Annotated in this window: 18 protein-coding genes; 10 read left to right on the forward strand and 8 right to left on the reverse strand. The window is 44.0% G+C overall.

What is annotated here, in order from left to right; genetic code table 11:
• Positions 1-42 precede the first annotated feature (42 nt).
• Positions 43-957, reverse strand: a complete 915-nt coding sequence (locus tag R7040_RS15330) for a TIGR01777 family oxidoreductase (RefSeq protein WP_318096901.1) — start codon at positions 955-957, stop codon at positions 43-45.
• Positions 958-1,212: 255 nt separating this feature from the next.
• Between R7040_RS15330 and R7040_RS15335 the strand changes: the two genes are divergently transcribed.
• The 6 genes from R7040_RS15335 (at position 1,213) to yfcE (ending at position 4,459) form a co-directional block, all read left to right on the forward strand.
• Positions 1,213-1,947 carry a DUF1538 domain-containing protein gene (locus R7040_RS15335; RefSeq protein ID WP_005382077.1) on the forward strand — a complete coding sequence of 245 codons (735 nt, stop codon included), beginning with the start codon at positions 1,213-1,215 and terminating at the stop codon, positions 1,945-1,947.
• Complete coding sequence (locus tag R7040_RS15340; RefSeq protein ID WP_005382078.1) at positions 1,944-2,735, forward strand: DUF1538 domain-containing protein; 792 nt, start codon at positions 1,944-1,946, stop codon at positions 2,733-2,735. The genes R7040_RS15335 and R7040_RS15340 overlap by 4 nt, the downstream gene beginning before the upstream one ends.
• Positions 2,725-3,075, forward strand: coding sequence for a P-II family nitrogen regulator (locus tag R7040_RS15345; RefSeq protein ID WP_005382084.1), 351 nt, complete (start codon positions 2,725-2,727; stop codon positions 3,073-3,075). The genes R7040_RS15340 and R7040_RS15345 overlap by 11 nt, the downstream gene beginning before the upstream one ends.
• Positions 3,072-3,479: a CBS domain-containing protein gene (locus tag R7040_RS15350; RefSeq protein ID WP_005382085.1), complete on the forward strand. Its 408-nt coding sequence runs from the start codon at positions 3,072-3,074 to the stop codon at positions 3,477-3,479. Before R7040_RS15345 ends, R7040_RS15350 begins: the two co-directional genes overlap by 4 nt.
• Positions 3,480-3,628: 149 nt before the next feature.
• Positions 3,629-3,838: a hypothetical protein gene (locus R7040_RS15355; RefSeq protein ID WP_005382086.1), complete on the forward strand. Its 210-nt coding sequence runs from the start codon at positions 3,629-3,631 to the stop codon at positions 3,836-3,838.
• Between the two features lie 75 nt (positions 3,839-3,913).
• A complete protein-coding gene (yfcE, locus tag R7040_RS15360; protein ID WP_017634822.1) occupies positions 3,914-4,459 on the forward strand; it encodes a phosphodiesterase in 546 nt (181 codons plus the stop codon).
• Between the two features lie 39 nt (positions 4,460-4,498).
• Here yfcE and R7040_RS15365 read toward each other — a convergent pair whose 3' ends face one another.
• From R7040_RS15365 to R7040_RS15380, 4 genes are read right to left on the reverse strand one after another with little or no spacing between them, the layout of a single operon-like run.
• On the reverse strand, positions 4,499-4,777 hold the full coding sequence (locus R7040_RS15365; RefSeq protein WP_005382088.1) for a SelT/SelW/SelH family protein: 279 nt from the start codon (positions 4,775-4,777) through the stop codon (positions 4,499-4,501).
• 21 nt (positions 4,778-4,798) lie between these two features.
• Positions 4,799-5,554 carry a sulfite exporter TauE/SafE family protein gene (locus R7040_RS15370; protein ID WP_053307523.1) on the reverse strand — a complete coding sequence of 252 codons (756 nt, stop codon included), beginning with the start codon at positions 5,552-5,554 and terminating at the stop codon, positions 4,799-4,801.
• Positions 5,555-5,600: 46 nt separating this feature from the next.
• Positions 5,601-6,116 (reverse strand): transmembrane regulator ToxS, encoded by a 516-nt coding sequence (gene toxS, locus R7040_RS15375; RefSeq protein ID WP_005382091.1) that lies wholly within the window; start codon positions 6,114-6,116, stop codon positions 5,601-5,603.
• An 11-nt stretch (positions 6,117-6,127) separates the two neighbouring features.
• Positions 6,128-7,006, reverse strand: coding sequence for a transcriptional regulator (locus R7040_RS15380; protein ID WP_005382092.1), 879 nt, complete (start codon positions 7,004-7,006; stop codon positions 6,128-6,130).
• Positions 7,007-7,277: 271 nt separating this feature from the next.
• Between R7040_RS15380 and htpG the strand changes: the two genes are divergently transcribed.
• From htpG to hemH, 3 genes are all read left to right on the forward strand, one after another.
• Entirely contained in the window at positions 7,278-9,182 is a 1,905-nt protein-coding gene (htpG, locus tag R7040_RS15385; RefSeq protein ID WP_213896438.1) for a molecular chaperone HtpG, read from the forward strand.
• Between the two features lie 320 nt (positions 9,183-9,502).
• Positions 9,503-10,147, forward strand: coding sequence for an adenylate kinase (gene adk, locus R7040_RS15390; protein ID WP_005382094.1), 645 nt, complete (start codon positions 9,503-9,505; stop codon positions 10,145-10,147).
• A 167-nt stretch (positions 10,148-10,314) separates the two neighbouring features.
• Complete coding sequence (gene hemH, locus R7040_RS15395; protein ID WP_318096903.1) at positions 10,315-11,277, forward strand: ferrochelatase; 963 nt, start codon at positions 10,315-10,317, stop codon at positions 11,275-11,277.
• A 49-nt stretch (positions 11,278-11,326) separates the two neighbouring features.
• On the opposite strand, the gene R7040_RS15400 is transcribed toward hemH, so the two are convergent.
• Entirely contained in the window at positions 11,327-12,715 is a 1,389-nt protein-coding gene (locus R7040_RS15400) for a peptide MFS transporter (RefSeq protein ID WP_005382097.1), read from the reverse strand.
• 333 nt (positions 12,716-13,048) lie between these two features.
• Between R7040_RS15400 and rfaH the strand changes: the two genes are divergently transcribed.
• The gene (gene rfaH / locus R7040_RS15405) at positions 13,049-13,549 is read left to right on the forward strand and encodes a transcription/translation regulatory transformer protein RfaH (RefSeq protein ID WP_005382098.1); all 501 of its coding nucleotides are present in this window, start codon (positions 13,049-13,051) and stop codon (positions 13,547-13,549) included.
• A 115-nt stretch (positions 13,550-13,664) separates the two neighbouring features.
• On the opposite strand, the gene asnB is transcribed toward rfaH, so the two are convergent.
• Positions 13,665-15,329 (reverse strand): asparagine synthase B, encoded by a 1,665-nt coding sequence (asnB, locus tag R7040_RS15410; protein ID WP_005384979.1) that lies wholly within the window; start codon positions 15,327-15,329, stop codon positions 13,665-13,667.
• Between the two features lie 230 nt (positions 15,330-15,559).
• Positions 15,560-17,149, reverse strand: a complete 1,590-nt coding sequence (locus tag R7040_RS15415; protein ID WP_005384981.1) for a cation:proton antiporter family protein — start codon at positions 17,147-17,149, stop codon at positions 15,560-15,562.
• Positions 17,150-17,153 lie beyond the last annotated feature (4 nt).

A 17,153-nucleotide genomic window follows, 5' to 3' on the forward strand; every position in this document is an offset into this window, starting at 1 on the left:
TTTAATTTAAGACTCAGAAACCTTGATTAGAGCCATCATTCATCAGCTCCGGTCCTGAAGCAAGTGCTTGAGTGCTGGCTCTATTCTGGAGTAGCTAAATTTAAAGCCCAGTTCGGTGAGTTTTTTGGGTTTGGCTCTCATGCTATCAAACAATAAGCAGGAAGATTCTCCCATTAGGAGTTCCATCGCCCATTTAGGCGTGAACAAGATATGCGGACGTTTTAGCGTTTTAGCTAGTGTGCCGCTGAATATACGATTAGTCACAGGATGGGGGGCGCACATATTGAATGCACCGTGGGCATGTGGTGTTTCAAGCAAGTACATGATGGCGCGGACCATATCTAGGATGTGAATCCAAGGCATGTACTGATTACCGTTCCCAAGTGGGCCGCCTACGCCAAGCTTGTAAGGTAATAGCATTTTTGCCAACGCACCACCATTAAGGCCGAGTACCACGCCAGTTCTCAGTAGACAAACCCGTGTTTGTTCCGACTCTGCGCGCTTGGCTATTTGCTCCCACTTTGCACAAACCTCGTGAGGAAAGTCGTCGCTATTAACATGTAAGCACTCATCAAACGGATGGTCTTGTTGATCACCATAGTAGCCAACTGCCGAGCCACTAATAAAAACAGAGGGAGGTTCGGTACTTGCGTGGATCAGCTCAACAATTTGCTCGGTAATTTTCCAACGACTTTTGCAGATTTTTTCTTTTTGCTCGCTGGTCCACCTTTTATCCGCAATAGGCTCACCTGCAAGATTAATGACGGCATCAACGTGATTGAGATCGGCGAACGACTCGAGCGAGTCAAGGTATTCGATATTACCCAGATCAGCATGCTGTAGGCGTTGTTTTGCTCGCTCTGGAGAGCGTGTAAGTAGCATAACTTGGTGAGTTGATAGCAGCTTGAGCAACTCCGAGCCAATAAACCCAGTGCCACCTGTGAGTAATATCTTCATGTTATCTCTTTGAATGTACACGTATTAGAACATTATAGTCGCTTTGTGCTTAGCTTGATCATCTCAACACCATTATTTCTGGGATAGTGACAAGCTGGCAGAGATACTATTAACTTCACATATTAGAAAATATGTAACTAAATGTTATAGATGGCGCTAGTGCATTCACGGTAGAAGAGTGAAATCTATGCCAGACTAGAAGTTATCGCTCATTGGAACGAGCGTAATCAGTTTGCACAATCAAGGAGGATAGGCATGGAAGCATTTGTTGCGCTTTTTCGAGCGCTCCTCAATAGTGCTCGTGACTTATTACCCATCATCATTGTTATCACTTTTTTCCAATTAGTCGTTTTGCAAGAGCCGCTGCCCAACCTGGTCTCCATTCTTTTTGGCTTGTTGCTTGTCGTTTTAGGATTAACCTTTTTTATCTTTGGCCTAGAACTTGGTCTTTTTCCTATCGGAGAGAGTATGGCTCAAGCCTTTGCAAAAAAAGGCAGCGTGTTTTGGTTATTAGTCTTTGCGTTTTGTTTGGGGTTTGGCACCACGATAGCTGAACCTGCATTAACCGCGGTAGCGGAAGAAGCCTCAGAAGTTGCGGCTGAGGGCGGAATGATCGCTAACTCAGAGCAGTCCATGCAGGATTACGGAGAAGGACTTCGAGTAACAGTAGCTCTCTCTGTGGGGATAGCCATCGTTATCGGCGTTTTGCGTATCTTAAAAGGGTGGCCGATTCATTACATGATCATTGGTGGCTATGTAGGCGTTGTAATACTGACGTGGTTTGCACCTGAAGCCATTATTGGCGTCGCTTACGATTCCGGAGGTGTAACCACGTCCACCATAACAGTACCTTTGGTCACTGCTCTGGGCGTCGGTTTAGCGTCTTCTATTAAAGGGCGCAACCCTATGGTGGATGGCTTTGGTTTAATTGCTTTTGCCTCGCTGTTACCGATGATGTTTGTGATGGTTTACGGAATGGTCGTAACATGATTTCAATTGATCATTTCCTAGACACTTTATTATCGACCGTTAGAGACGTCGTTCCCATCGCCAGCATTATTTTTGGTTTTCAGTTAGCCGTGTTAAGGCGTCCTGTTAGCAACCTTAAGAAAGTTTTGCTTGGGTTCGTTTATGTGATTTTCGGGTTAGCTCTTTTTTTACTTGGATTAGAAATGGCGTTGTTTCCACTTGGGGAGACGATGGCTGTGCAATTAACGGCGCCGGAGTTTTTACAAGAGTTCAAAGTATCGGTAGGGAAAGCCTTAATGTGGGTCGACTATTATTGGGTTTACACCTTCGCCTTTTTTATAGGCTTTAGTACCACGATTGCAGAGCCTTCTTTAATCGCTGTAGCGATAAAAGCAAACCAAGTCTCTGGAGGCAGTATCAGTATTAACGGCTTGCGCGTAGCCGTTGCGTTTGGGGTGGCAATTGGTATTGCATTAGGGAGTTACCGGATTGTCGTGGGCGATCCCATTCATTATTACATCATCGCGGGTTACATCGTCGTTGTGATTCAAACGTTTTACGCTCCTAAGCTTATTGTTCCACTCGCCTACGATTCTGGAGGCGTAACAACTTCTACCGTCACTGTCCCACTTGTAACTGCATTAGGGTTAGGGCTTGCTTCGACCGTCCCTGGAAGAAACCCAATGATTGATGGCTTTGGCTTGATCGCGTTTGCCAGTCTATTTCCTATGATCTCTGTGATGGGCTATGCGCAAATAACCCAGTGGCTGAATAAAAACGTCTCGGAGGAAGAAGAAAATGCGCTTTAAATTGATACTTGCGTTTGTGGAAGACAGCAAAACAGACAAGGTGTTGGACGCTGCACGCGATGCTGGTGCGACCGGTGCAACAGTGATTAACAATGCTCGCGGGCAAGGTTTAAATCAAAAGCGAACGTTTTTTGGTTTAACGTTAGAAGTGCAAAAAGATGTGCTGCTGTTTGTGGTCGAGGAACATCTATCTCGACACATATTAGAGACCATTAATGAGGTTGGTGAATTTGACAGAGAGTCGGGACAGGGGATTGCTATTCAGATCGATATTGAAGATGCAGTCGGTGTCGCGCATCAAGTCGAGACATTGACCAAAGTAGTCGAGGATGAATTATGAGTGATCAAACGATAATTAGAGTTCGAGATGTTATGGCGGCAACGTATGTAATGGTTGATGGACTGATGACCGTATACGAAGGCATAACGCTAGCGAAAAAATACCAAGTCAAAGCGCTGGTGGTGAAAAAGCGAGATGATAATGATGAATATGGCATCGTGTTGATGAATGATATCGCCAAAAAGGTGCTGGCGAATAATCGTTCTCCTCAGCGCACAAATATTTATGAAATCATGACCAAGCCCGCTTTGTGTGTCGAACCAGATATGAACGTAAAATATTGTGCCCGTTTGTTTGAGCGATTTGGCATAAGCAGAGCGCCGGTCATTGAAAGTGGCGAGGTCATTGGGATGGTGAGTTATAACAATATTGTCATCAATGGTATGGTGCGAGAAGAAGTGTAATCGGTTGATATAAATGAAAAATCAACGAATTTTTTCTCAAGTCAGCGACTGTTACAAAGAACTAAAATATTTAATATATGTTAGGTTGCATATGTGTTAATTCACCATTATTCTTTGCGCCCTAAGCCTAATGTCGAGGAATCTGTATCATGCCTTTAGTCTCTTGCCCCGTGTGTGAGAAACAAATCTCAAAACGCGCTCATGCATGTCCAGGATGCGGAGAGCCCGATCCGCTGCACCATCTAGCCAAATCAAAATTTATGTCGATGGTGTTTTGGATACTGGTGTTGGTTGGAACAGCGTATGCAGCATGGTTCTATGTTTTGCCTATGGTCATTGAATCATTGCGCTATCAGTAGTATTCAAACCGTCGTAGGTTGAGCTGCTAAAAAAATGCCGTAGAATGACCTCATACTTTTTGAGGAGACAATGTCGTGAAACTATTTTTTGCCTCAGACCTGCATGGCTCTTTGCCAGCAACTAAAGAAACCATTGAGCTATTTCTGGCCTCTGGTGCGCACCACCTGATTTTGCTAGGAGATACGCTAAACCATGGGCCGCGAAACCCTATTCCGGAAGGCTACAACCCTCCACAGGTAGCAGACTTATTGAACCAATACAGTGATCAAATTATTTCTGTACGTGGCAACTGTGATAGTGAAGTGGACCAAATGCTATTGAAGTTTCCAATGATGATGGATTACTCATGGGTGCTACTTGAATCTGGCAAGAGAATCTTTTTGACTCATGGTCACTTGTACAACTCTGAAAAACGGCCGCCACTGCGCGAAGGTGATATCATCGCCCACGGGCATACACATGTTCCCGTCGCAGAGATGCAAGATGGAGCCATTATATTCAACCCAGGCTCGATGACATTCCCACGTAATGGCTTACCGAGAAGCTTTGGTACTCTAGAAGACAATAAGCTAACGGTAAAAACGCCAGAAGGCGAAGTATTAGCACAAACCATGATTTAACGGTTTTACTAAGTAAAAAAATAGGGAGCGAATTGCTCCCTATTTTGTGTCTGAATGTCCTAAATCGCGTTCTGGGTCGATAATGTCTCTAACGCGCTGTTTTAGCACCTTGGCTTCAGGAAAGCCGCTGTCTTTTTTCCGTTCCCAAATTTGCTGGCCATTACAGAAAATTTCGAAGCGACCACCTGTGTCCGGGTGTAAGCTGATTGTTTCTATTTCTTCACTAAAAGTATGCAGTAATTCTTGCGATAGCCAAGTTGAACGCAACATCCAGTTGCACTGGCGGCAGTAATAAATATCAATGATTGCTTTATCCATGAAACTTTCCTTTTAATCTTTTTAAACCAGCAACTTGATGCCCACCGCAAACGTGAGAATTTCGAATGCAACTTTAATCACTCTGTTACTGTATCGAGTCGCGGCCCATGCGCCTAAACTGCCGCCTAGAAAAGAGCTTAACAATAAAACAGGTAACCAAGCCCAGTGAATAGGCGCCCCTGCCTGTACGACGGCAATGCCTCCGATGCCATTCCAAAACAGGCCGACACAAATCATGGTGTAAGCAACGGCTTGTTTGTAGTCGTAACCAAACCAGCGCACCAAAAATAGTGTCACGAGCAAACCAGAACCTGCGGTAAGAGATCCGTTAATGATGCCGATGAACAGCAAGCCAATTCCACCAATAACCCAACCAATAGGATGACGGTTGCGTATTACTTCAGCTTGGCCTAGCGATGTCTTAAATCGCGAGTAGATACCCAGCGCTAGGATCATCGTGCCGAGCATCTTTTCCGCGATACCATCAGGGATCTGTACAATTAAGTTAGCCCCTAAAATCACGCCAATACTGCCGGACAAGATAAGGTAGAGCGCGACTTTCCATTTAATAGTGCCTGATCTTAAATGCGTGCTTGCTGCGCCTAAGCCTAAAGCGACCGAAGCCACTTTATGTGTGCCTAGCGCAACGGAGAACGGTAAGCCGAGAAAGATGAGTAAAGGGAATTGAAGCAAGCCTGCTCCGCCACCGGAAAGTGAAGCCAGCGTGTTGGCGATTAGTGAACCGAAAAAGAGAGTAGTGGTATCTAGCCAATCCATAAGCAAAACAAAGGGGGCGTCTTGCCCCCTTATCATCCAATCAAAATTAGTTTTTAAACAGTACCGAAGAACCGTGGTTCAAGCTAGTGAGCAATAGTGTTTTTTCGTTCACGACGTCAATACGACGACTTTGCTCCGCATCTAGCTTAAAAATTTGAGTAATTAAACGTAGCTGTGCTTCGGAAAAGTCTTTTGATTGAGAAGATGAAATATCTTTAAACTCCGAAGGCGAGACCAACAAATAGTTGTCACTTACTTCCCAGCGGCCTTTTTCCGAGATATTTATCGTTGATTCTGCGGTTGAACCTTGAGCGAATAGTTTTATATTTGCTACGCGAATATAGTCACCATTAGGGAGATATTTCACGTTTGATTCAACATTAACTCGGCGTAGTGGGCCGACAGTATCGTCAGGCAAGCTGTCTGTAATGACTGTCACCATGGTCGACTGCCATTCGTTTGCTGTGAGGAGCTGCTCCACTTTTAGGTCACTTCCCCAATACAACCAACTACTGAAAAGAACGGATACGGCCAAAACCGCAGATGCTAATTTAATCTTCATATTGGCCTCCTTTATTTGCAGATGTCTGTTGGATCGTTTTGACCTGCGAAAATACGCAGTGTTACGTTCTCGTAAGAGTGGTTACTGTCATGAATGTAGTTCAGAATCAGCTGGTTATTTTGTCCACCAGTGGCAATCACTTCCACTGGCAACGAGTCTTCTGCATGGTGCTTCACGTAGCGCTCAATGCATTGCTCTATTGAAGGCAACCAGTTGTTGATTTGAGGGTGATTTACAGGTGTCATCACCGGTACACTTTGATACTCACCAATCTGACGGAATTGGGATTCCGCAGGGTTCGTGAATAACAATACGCAAACAGGAAGCAGCAGAGACAAAAAGATAATGACACGCGGTAGCCAGTTAATCGTGTTAGATGCTGGCTTCGGCTGAGTTTTAGTCGGCTCTACTTGAGGCTCAAGATCAGCAGTAGTATCGGTCACTATCTCTGTTGGTGGTGTATCGCTCGCTTCTAACTCCACTGCTGGCGCTTCTTGTTCAGAAGCGGTTTCTTCAACGTCAGTGTTAGAGTCAGTAGAAAATGGGCTCAAGCGTTCCACTGAACAAATGAGTTGGTAGCCACGTTTAGGTACCGTTTTAACAAACTCTGGAGATTTTGTTGAATCCTTCAACATCTTACGCAGAGTAGAAATCGCTTGAGTCAGGCTTGAGTCATCCACCTCAAAACCTTGCTCACGCCAAACAAACTCGTGAAGCTCGTTACGGGTTAAAACTTCGTTTGGTCTCTCTGCCAACATCAGAAGTATACGGCTTTCGTTGCTTCCTAATCGTACAACGTCGTTGCCGTTTTGTTGGTCAGCGAGCGAATTACTATTTGGATCAAAGGTGAACCTTTGAGCAAGTAGAAATTTGGTGCCAATGTTAGTCATTTAGTTCTTCTTAGATGGATGATGTTGTAATTATGGTGATTTATGTCACAAAATTACCGGGGCGCTTGGAGTGCGCACGACATTTTAGATGCTTTTAGACGGGTAGGATAATTAAAATTTTCTAAAAAAACACCGTTTTTAGCAATATTGACCTTGAATTTACATTTGTCAGCCACATGTTAAATGACATCTCGGTAAGGTGATTTCAAGGGGAAAGTCACAAACTTGTCCCTATGAAAAAGCCAATTAGTTTAGATGTTATGGAGCACACATGAGCGAAACCGTATCTCAAAATAAAGAAACTCGTGGTTTTCAATCAGAAGTAAAACAACTACTGCATTTAATGATCCATTCTCTTTATTCAAATAAAGAGATCTTTTTGCGCGAGCTGATCTCTAACGCATCAGATGCATCAGACAAACTGCGCTTTCAGGCGTTATCTAACCCAGATCTATACGAAGGTAATGCAGACCTTTGCGTGAAACTGTCGTTTGATGAAAGCGCAAATACCTTAACCATTTCTGATAACGGTATCGGTATGAGCCGTGATGATGTGATTGAGCACTTAGGAACAATCGCAAAATCTGGAACAGCCGAGTTTTTCTCAAAGCTATCTGAAGAGCAGAGCAAAGACTCTCAGCTTATTGGTCAGTTTGGTGTTGGTTTCTACTCGGCATTTATCGTTGCTGACGCCGTTACCGTGCGCACTCGCGCTGCGGGTCTAGCCGCTGATGAAGCGGTACAATGGCACTCAGCGGGTGAAGGTGAGTACACCATCGAAAACATTACCAAAGAGTCACGTGGTACCGACATCATTCTTCATATGCGTGAAGAGGGTAAAGAGTTTTTGAATGAGTGGCGTCTACGTGACGTTATCAGTAAGTACTCTGATCACATCGGCATTCCTGTTTCAATCCAAACTGTCGTTCGTGATGACGAAGGCAAGGAAACAGATGAGAAGAAGTGGGAGCAAATCAACAAAGCCCAGGCACTGTGGACGCGTAACAAATCTGATATTTCAGAAGAAGAGTATCAAGAGTTCTACAAGCACGTATCACATGACTTTGCCGATCCCTTGGTCTGGAGTCATAACCGTGTAGAAGGTAAAAACGACTACACGAGCTTACTATACATCCCATCGAAAGCACCTTGGGATATGATGAACCGCGACCACAAATCAGGCTTGAAACTGTACGTACAGCGCGTATTCATTATGGACGATGCAGAGCAATTTATGCCGTCATACTTACGCTTCGTACGTGGTTTAATAGACTCAAACGATTTACCGCTAAACGTATCGCGTGAGATCTTACAAGACAATAAAGTGACTCAGTCTCTACGTAATGCTTGTACTAAGCGCGTGCTAACGATGCTTGAACGTATGGCCAAGAATGACGAAGAGAAATACCAATCATTCTGGAAAGAGTTTGGTCTTGTGATGAAAGAGGGCCCTGCGGAGGACTTTGCAAACAAAGAGAAAGTTGCAGGTTTATTGCGCTTTGCCTCAACTGAAGTGGACTCTTCTGAGCAAACTGTGGGCTTGGCGTCTTACGTTGAGCGCATGAAAGAAGGTCAAGGTAAGATCTACTACTTGACGGCAGACAGCTATGCAGCTGCGAAAAACAGCCCTCACTTAGAACAGTTCAAAGCGAAAGGCATTGAAGTTATCTTGATGTACGACCGCATTGATGAGTGGCTGATGAACTACTTAACTGAGTTTGATGGTAAACAGTTCCAGTCAATCACTAAAGCTGGGCTTGATCTAAGTCAGTTTGAAGATGAAGCAGAAAAAGAGAAGCAAAAAGAAACCGAAGAAGAGTTTAAGTCGGTTGTAGAGCGCACGAAGTCTTACCTAGGCGATCGTGTGAAAGAAGTTCGTACCACCTTCAAACTCGCATCTACGCCTGCTGTTGTGGTAACGGACGATTACGAAATGGGTACTCAAATGGCGAAGCTTCTTGCGGCAGCTGGTCAAGCTGTGCCGGAAGTGAAATACATCTTTGAGCTAAACCCTGAGCACAAATTGGTTAAGCGTATGGCTGACGAAGCCGATGAAGAAGCGTTTGGTCGCTGGGTTGAAGTTCTGCTTGGTCAGGCAATGCTAGCGGAGCGAGGCTCTATTGAGGATCCAACAGAGTTCTTAGGAGCCGTTAATCAACTTTTGACTAAGGTGTAATAACCTCTGCAAATCAAAAAGCTCGCATTTCGCGAGCTTTTTGTTTGTTGTCGCAAAATTTTGCATCTCAAGTGCTGAGTTAATAATCAATAGGGCGTGAAAGAGGGTACTGTTAACATTCTTTAGTCTTAATACACTCTTTGCTCAGAGAACCTGTGATAGAATCTGCGACTTGAATGTGAGTAATAAGGCGTGTATTTTTGCTCGCCTATATACGTTATACCGAAACTTATCGTTGCAGGTGCTTCTCAGGTTTGATGTCTAAGAGGTCAGCTATTGTGAGCTTCGGTATAAATCTTAAATATTAAAGAGGATAAATCATGCGCATCATTCTTCTAGGTGCTCCAGGTGCAGGTAAAGGCACACAAGCAAACTTCATCATGGAAAAATACGGTATTCCACAAATCTCTACTGGTGATATGCTTCGTGCTGCTATCAAAGCAGGTACAGAGCTTGGTAAACAAGCTAAAGCTGTTATTGACGCTGGTCAGCTAGTTTCTGATGAAATCATCCTTGGTCTTATCAAAGAGCGCATCGCTCAAGAAGACTGTGCAAACGGTTTCCTACTAGATGGTTTCCCACGTACTATCCCTCAAGCTGACGGCCTAAAAGAAATGGGCGTAGACGTAGACTACGTTATCGAATTTGACGTTGCAGACGATGTAATTGTTGAGCGTATGGCTGGTCGTCGTGCTCACCTTCCTTCTGGTCGTACTTACCACGTGGTTTACAACCCGCCTAAAGTGGAAGGTAAAGATGATGTAACTGGTGAAGATCTTGTTGTTCGTGATGACGACAAAGAAGAAACAGTACGTGCTCGTCTAGGTGTTTACCACGAGCAAACTGCGCCGCTAATCAACTACTACGGCAAAGAAGCTGAAGCAGGCAAGACTAAGTACCTTAAGTTTGATGGTACTAAGCAAGTAGCTGAAGTTAGTGCGGATATCGAGAAAGCACTATCTTAATTTGCTGAAGTCAAAAATTTAATATTTTGATATATTGAAAGCGGCCCAAGTGGTCGCTTTTTTTAGTTTACTCGTAAACATATATCTAATTAACTTCAGCTCGGCTATTCGTTACTTCGAGGTTACTTAAATATATGAACCAAGCCGTTTACCATGAATAGGATGTTATGAAAGAGAATAATAAACAGGGTGTACTCCTAGTTAACCTGGGAACTCCTGACGCACCAACCGCTCCTGCCGTAAAGCGCTTTTTAAGTCAGTTTCTTCATGATCACCGAGTGGTAGACATGACTCGATGGCTTTGGTGTCCACTATTGCACGGCGTTATCCTTCCTATCCGAGCTCCTAAAGTTGCCAAACTCTATCAATCAGTATGGATGGAAGAGGGCTCGCCGTTGATGGTGTACTCTAAACGCCAAACTGAAAAGTTAGCACAAAAGCTTGATATACCTGTAGAGCTTGGTATGACGTATGGTAACCCAAGTTTACAATCAGGCTTTGAAGCCCTATTGGCGCAAGGCGTTGATGAAGTCATTGTTTTACCTTTGTATCCGCAATACTCGGGCACAACAACGGCAGCGGTTTCTGACGGAATCACTAAAGCATTTAAAAAGCTGCCTGTGATGCCGGGCTTTAGCTTTATTCGTGATTATTACAATCACCCGAAATATATTGAAGCGTTAGCGCATTCAGTTCGTGAACATTGGCAAAAGAATGGCCAGGGAGATTACCTGCTGTGTTCTTATCATGGTATTCCAAAACGCTATGCTGACAATGGTGATGTTTACCCACAGCATTGTGAAGAGACGACTCGCTTGCTTGGGGAAGCGTTAGGTTTAAGCGAACAACAAATTGGCATGACGTATCAGTCCCGATTTGGGAGAGAAGAGTGGCTTCAACCTTATACCGATAAGACCCTAGAAGCACTTCCTGCAAAGGGTGTGAAAAATATTAATGTTGTGACCCCTGCATTTTCGTCAGATTGTTTAGAGACGTTGGAAGAGATCTCGGAAGAGTGTAAAGAGATTTTCCTTGAAGCTGGTGGCGAAAACTTTACCTACATCCCTTGTTTGAACGATAGTGAACTTCATATCGAGATGATGGTTGAGTTAGTTCAATCTAAACTTTAGATACAAAAAAGGGTCGCAATAGCGACCCTTTCTACGTTTAGTTGAGCGATCAAGCAACTTGTACTTGCTGCTCTTCTACTTGCTCTGCCGTGCTGTGCGTATTTTCAGCGCCATGCATCCAGCGAACGAGTGTATTAGAGAATAGGAGCAAAATTACGCCACTTACGGTTGCGCTGACCGCAATACCACTAAAGATAGCCATAGCGCCTAACTCGCCTACGTGAGAGCCCACATAGCCCGCAACATAGTTAGCAATCGCATTACAGCCAAACCATGCACCCATCATAAGTGAAGCTAAGCGAAGCGGTGCTAATTTAGTTACCAATGAAAGACCAATTGGTGATAAACACAGCTCGCCTAATGTGTGGAAGAAGAAAGCGCCGACCAACCATAACATCGATGTTTTTACTGTTGTATCTCCACCTTGTTCTAGCACTGCGCCAACCATACAAAGGAAACCAATCGCCAAGAAAAATAGTGCCATCGCAAATTTCACTGGCGAAGTAGGTTCACGTTTACCCAATTTTACCCAAAGGACAGCCAGAACTGGCGCTAGAGTAATAATGAAAAATGGGTTTAGTGATTGGAACCACGCAGCAGGAACTTCGAAACCACCAATCATGCGATCAGTATATTGTTGAGTGTAGATGTTCATCAGACCACCAGCTTGTTCAAAGCCTGCCCAGAAGACAATAGTGAATAAGCTCATGACCAGAATTACTTTTAGTCGATTCACTTCTTCTTTGGTGAGTGGCTGCTTCGTGGTGGCGTTTTTGTTGTTTAGATCTCGTTTCGCCGCTGGTTCACGACCAATATCACCAAGCCATGATTGAGCCAGTACCATTTGCATCACTAGGCTAACCAGCATACCCACACCAGCGGCAACAAAGCCTGCTTTCCAACCGTAAGAGGTTGTCACAGAGCCAGAAACGACGCCGGCAAGTAATGCACCTAAGTTGATACCCATATAAAAGATAGTGAATGCGCCGTCACGACGGTTGTCACCTTCTTGATAAAGGTCGCCAACCATGGTTGAGATATTTGGCTTAAAGAGACCGTTACCAGTGATAAGTAGGCCAAGACCTAAATAGAAACTGTGTAGCGAACCAATACCTAAAGCATCAGCAGGAAGTGCAAGAGTAAACTGGCCGATGGCCATTAACGCGCCACCAAGCAAAATTGAGCGACGTTGACCTAAATAGTTATCTGCTAGGTAACCACCGATAAGAGGCGTGATATACACAAGCCCTGTGTATATGCCGTATAGGTCTAATGCGTCTTTGGTTGACCAGCCAAGGCCGCCATTCATTGTTGTATCGGTGAGGTAAAGCACGAGAATGGCACGCATTGCGTAGTAAGAAAAGCGTTCCCACAGTTCAGTACCGAACAATAAGAACAGGCCACGTGGATGACCAAAATATTGATGTTGGTTTGACATAAGCTCTTCTAATAATAGTTATTACATTTTTTAACGACTTCTACGTATACAATGCAATTCAACGAGTGACAAATAATAAAATTTTGCCATTCAACTATTTTTGTTTGTTAAGTGGCTGTTTTTGATTGGATTTGCAGATTATATGATGGTGTATTGGTTGTGTTACAAACTTAATTTCCATTTTTGCCTATGGACTTCTTTATCGTAAGTTGCTGAAAAATGTCGTTAATGCGAGCGATGTATAATCATACTTTTATAGATAAACTGAATATCAATGACTCAACTTTGGCTTAATGCTAGGATAAAAACAAAATAGAATTGGCTAGTAAAAAGATGAAACGTTGGTATCTACTTTATTGTAAACGTGGGGAGCAGGTTAGGGCGAAACAACACCTTGAAAATCAAGGTGTAGAGTGCTTTTATCCAACTGTAGAAGTTGAGAAGATTTTGCGCGGTAAAAGACAAAAAGTCGAGGAACCGCTGTTTCCTTGTTACGTATTCGCTTACTTTGATTATGAGCAAGGGCCAAACTTCACCTCAGTCCGCTCTACTCGAGGTGTTGTTGACTTTGTGCGTTTTGGTGCTCAACCGAAAGAAGTTCAAGGTGACTTGGTCTTCGAATTGATGCAGCTAGAAAAGTGTTGTAATGACAATACCGTTTCTGAATGTATGCCAAAACCAGGCGATCAAATTAGAGTTAAAAGCGGTCAATTTGCGGGCATAGATGCCATCTTCCAAGAACAAGATGGTGAGAAACGCTCAATTATGCTAGTTCAGATGATCACCAAGCGTGTGCCTGTCAGCATAGACAATAGTGATTTAGATTTAAAATAGCCTAATTCCATCAAACATAAAAAGAGGTGCAAAAGCACCTCTTTTTGATCGTATCTAATTTTTTGTCTGTTTTAAAAGGGTTGGACGAACCAACCCTTATCTTTATCGTAGAGAATTAGTATGAGTCGTTGTGAACGGTCTGTACTGCACGACCTGATGGGTCAACACAGTTTTGGAACGATTCATCCCATTCAATCGCCTTCGCTGAAGAACACGCTACTGAAGGGCCTCCTGGTACACACTCTGCTGCTGATGGAAGTGGGAATAACTCTTCAAAGATTTCACGGTACACGTAGCCTTCTTTTGTCGTTGGCGTGTTGTATGGGAATCGATATTGAGCTGTTTCCATCTGCTGGTCTGTCACTTTCTGTTCTGCTACTTCTTTCAGCGTATCGATCCAGCTGTAGCCAACGCCATCAGAGAACTGCTCTTTTTGACGCCATGCGATCGATTCTGGCAGGTAGTGCTCGAAGCACTCACGAAGGATGTGTTTCTCCATTTTACCGTTGCCACACATCTTGTCTGCTGGGTTCAAGCGCATTGCTACATCAATGAACTCTTTATCTAGGAAAGGTACGCGTCCTTCAACTCCCCATGCTGCCAGCGACTTGTTAGCACGAGCACAGTCGAACATGTTCAGAGCAAGCAGTTTACGCACAGTCTCCTCGTGGAACTCTTTCGCGTTTGGCGCTTTGTGGAAGTAAAGGTAGCCACCAAAGATTTCGTCAGCGCCCTCACCAGACAATACCATCTTGATACCCATCGCTTTGATCTTACGACCCATTAAGAACATAGGTGTTGATGCGCGGATAGTCGTCACGTCATACGTTTCAATGTGGTAAATCACGTCACGAATCGCGTCCAAACCTTCTTGAATCGTGTACGTCATTTCGTGGTGAACGGTACCAATTTGGTCGGCAACTTCGCGAGCGGCTTTCAGGTCAGGCGCGCCTTCTAGGCCAACAGCAAAAGAGTGCAGTTGAGGCCACCAAGCTTCAGACTTTTCATCATCTTCAATACGCATCGCTGCAAAGCGTTTTGCTACCGCAGATGTAATAGAAGAATCTAGACCGCCCGAAAGAAGTACACCGTAAGGCACGTCAGTCATTAGTTGGCGTTTAACAGCCGCTTCTAGCGCTTCAGTCAATTCTTCTTTGCTAGTGCTGTTACCTTGTACTGCTGCGTACTCGTTCCAGTCACGAACATAGTAACGTGTTGGCTCAGTATCTTTAGAGCTGTAATAGCTACCAGGAGGGAATTCACTTACTGTTTTACATACTGGAACAAGAGCCTTCATCTCTGATGCCACATAGTAGTTACCATGCTCATCGTGACCTTGATAAAGAGGGATAATACCAATATGGTCACGGCCGACTAAATACTCATCTTTTTCTTCGTCGTAGAGCACAAAAGCGAAAATACCGTTTAGTTCTTCAAGGAGATCTGCACCCATATCTTGGTAAAGTGCAAGAATGACTTCACAGTCTGAATCGGTTTGAAATTCGTACTTTCCTTCGTAACGAGCACGAATTTCTTTATGGTTGTAGATTTCACCATTGACGGCAAGGATGAGCTTCTTATCAGGGCTGTATAGCGGCTGTGCACCACTATTTAGACCAACAATCGCCAAGCGCTCGTGCGCTAAAATAGCACGCTCTGAAGAGTAAATCCCAGACCAGTCTGGGCCACGGTGACGAAGTTTTTTCGACATCTCTAATGCGATAGGGCGCAATGCGGCTGCATCGCTTTTAATGTCTAAAATGCCAAATACTGAACACATACTACATCCTTACTAAACTAAACAATTTCTAATCGGTATGGTTTAAATTTGCCATTACTAATAAAAAAAGCAACGTTTTGTGATTAAAAAAATGATAAAAGGCCTTGTTGTATGGAAAATATTTAACTCAATCGTTGTTTTGGTGAATGAGATCAAGGTTTGGTATAAAAACTATACAAAAAAGGCTTTCTATCAATAGAAAGCCTTTCAAAAAATATCAGTGCTGTTGCTTATTTAATTGGTGTGAATTTAGGCTGAAGTTGTTTACAGACGTGTCGAGCAAAACCGCTACCAGCTTCACTATATATATTGAATGCTGCGTCAACGCCATTTTCAAGTAAGCCTTCCAATTGATCTGGGTATTCGGCGATAGCGGCAATTTGCCCCTTATATTTTCTGCGTTTAAGCTGCTCAAGTGCTGTTTGGTTACCTTGATGATGTGGCATTGCAAGCAGAACCAGTTTTACATGACCTGTATCTAAAATTCGCTCCCAGAAATCCGGGTCGGTGGCATCACCAGAAATCACATTTCTTCCTTCTGAACGATGATGATGTGCAGCGTCTTCACGAATTTCTATACCCAATGAAATTTTGCCATAGCGTGAGCGTAGCTCATCATAAGCGCCCGTTCCAATACGCCCCATACCTAAGATCAATACTTGGGCATGACCTGGGTTGATGAGTTGGTCGCGTTGATTGAGCTTTTCTACCGCTGTCTCTTGCAGCCACTTACCTGAATGTTGATAAATTTTATGGCTAAGGCGGTTAAGTGGCGCGGAAATTACAAAGGATACCGACACCGCAACCGCAATCGCAGCAAGCATATCACTTGGCATCCAGCCCATTTTATAGGCCAATCCAGCAACAATAAGACCAAACTCACTGTAGTTAAATAGTGATAAAGAGGCGAGCAAAGAGGTACGTACTCGAAACTTAAAATGATTAATAGTGACGAAGTACAAGAGTCCTTTGATTGGTAGCAGTAAGATAAATAGCAGGGCGAGAACGACGCCATTCACGCTCAATGAGGCGGATAAACCAATGTTTAAAAAGAAGCAGACTAAAAAGAGCTCCTTCATATTGAATAATGACTTGGATAGTTCTGAGGCTTTTGGGTGACCTGCGAGTAGCATGCCTAAAATTAGCGCGCCCAAGTCTGGTTTCATCCCGACCAACTCGAATAGCCCAGCACCGACAACAAGCGCGAAGAAAATACCGAATAGCACCAGCATTTCGCCGTGGCCAACTTTATCGAGCAGCTTATAGAATAGGGGACGAAGGAAAGGCAGTGCGAACAAACCGATGGCATACCATTCTGGGACTTTTCCGGTTGAAGCAGTCAGGAATACTACGGCAAAAATATCTTGCATAACCAAAATACCGATCGCGAGTGTGCCGTAGGTCGCGTTCATTTCGCCTTTTTCTTGCAATGCTTTTACGGCAAAAACGGTACTAGAGAACGATAGTGCAAAAGCTAAAAGCAGGATTTGGCTGCCGTCCATACTGGCTAGCGAAGTCAAGCCCAGTAGTTTTAAGCCGGATAACGCTAGGGCAAAAAAAGCGGTAGAGAGTATGTTGTGGGCGGTTGCCCCTCCCCATATTTCTTTGGACAGCAGGGTTTTTACATCGAGTTTGAGTCCAATAGTAAACAGAAGAAGAGTAACACCAAGATCTGCGAGAGTGACGATAACGTCATTGCTTTGGTAACCAAATGCATGCAAGCCAAATCCAGCTAGTAGAAAACCAACGAGGGGAGGGAGGCTGCATTTAAGCGCAATAAAACCAGCTAAAAAAGCGGCTGTAATTAGAATAATTTCCATACTG

The organism is Vibrio sp. 1069 (assembly GCF_033340555.1).

Coding starts and splice junctions, on each gene's coding strand:
- R7040_RS15335 (WP_005382077.1), top strand. CDS start 1,213: ATGGAAGCATTTGTTGCGCTTTTTCGAGCGCTCCTCAATAGTGCTCGT.
- hemH (WP_318096903.1), top strand. CDS start 10,315: ATGAAAGAGAATAATAAACAGGGTGTACTCCTAGTTAACCTGGGAACT.
- R7040_RS15355 (WP_005382086.1), top strand. CDS start 3,629: ATGCCTTTAGTCTCTTGCCCCGTGTGTGAGAAACAAATCTCAAAACGC.
- toxS (WP_005382091.1), bottom strand. CDS start 6,116: ATGAAGATTAAATTAGCATCTGCGGTTTTGGCCGTATCCGTTCTTTTC.
- R7040_RS15345 (WP_005382084.1), top strand. CDS start 2,725: ATGCGCTTTAAATTGATACTTGCGTTTGTGGAAGACAGCAAAACAGAC.
- R7040_RS15330 (WP_318096901.1), bottom strand. CDS start 957: ATGAAGATATTACTCACAGGTGGCACTGGGTTTATTGGCTCGGAGTTG.
- rfaH (WP_005382098.1), top strand. CDS start 13,049: ATGAAACGTTGGTATCTACTTTATTGTAAACGTGGGGAGCAGGTTAGG.
- R7040_RS15380 (WP_005382092.1), bottom strand. CDS start 7,006: ATGACTAACATTGGCACCAAATTTCTACTTGCTCAAAGGTTCACCTTT.
- htpG (WP_213896438.1), top strand. CDS start 7,278: ATGAGCGAAACCGTATCTCAAAATAAAGAAACTCGTGGTTTTCAATCA.
- adk (WP_005382094.1), top strand. CDS start 9,503: ATGCGCATCATTCTTCTAGGTGCTCCAGGTGCAGGTAAAGGCACACAA.
- asnB (WP_005384979.1), bottom strand. CDS start 15,329: ATGTGTTCAGTATTTGGCATTTTAGACATTAAAAGCGATGCAGCCGCA.
- R7040_RS15400 (WP_005382097.1), bottom strand. CDS start 12,715: ATGTCAAACCAACATCAATATTTTGGTCATCCACGTGGCCTGTTCTTA.
- R7040_RS15370 (WP_053307523.1), bottom strand. CDS start 5,554: ATGGATTGGCTAGATACCACTACTCTCTTTTTCGGTTCACTAATCGCC.
- R7040_RS15350 (WP_005382085.1), top strand. CDS start 3,072: ATGAGTGATCAAACGATAATTAGAGTTCGAGATGTTATGGCGGCAACG.
- R7040_RS15340 (WP_005382078.1), top strand. CDS start 1,944: ATGATTTCAATTGATCATTTCCTAGACACTTTATTATCGACCGTTAGA.
- R7040_RS15365 (WP_005382088.1), bottom strand. CDS start 4,777: ATGGATAAAGCAATCATTGATATTTATTACTGCCGCCAGTGCAACTGG.
- R7040_RS15415 (WP_005384981.1), bottom strand. CDS start 17,149: ATGGAAATTATTCTAATTACAGCCGCTTTTTTAGCTGGTTTTATTGCG.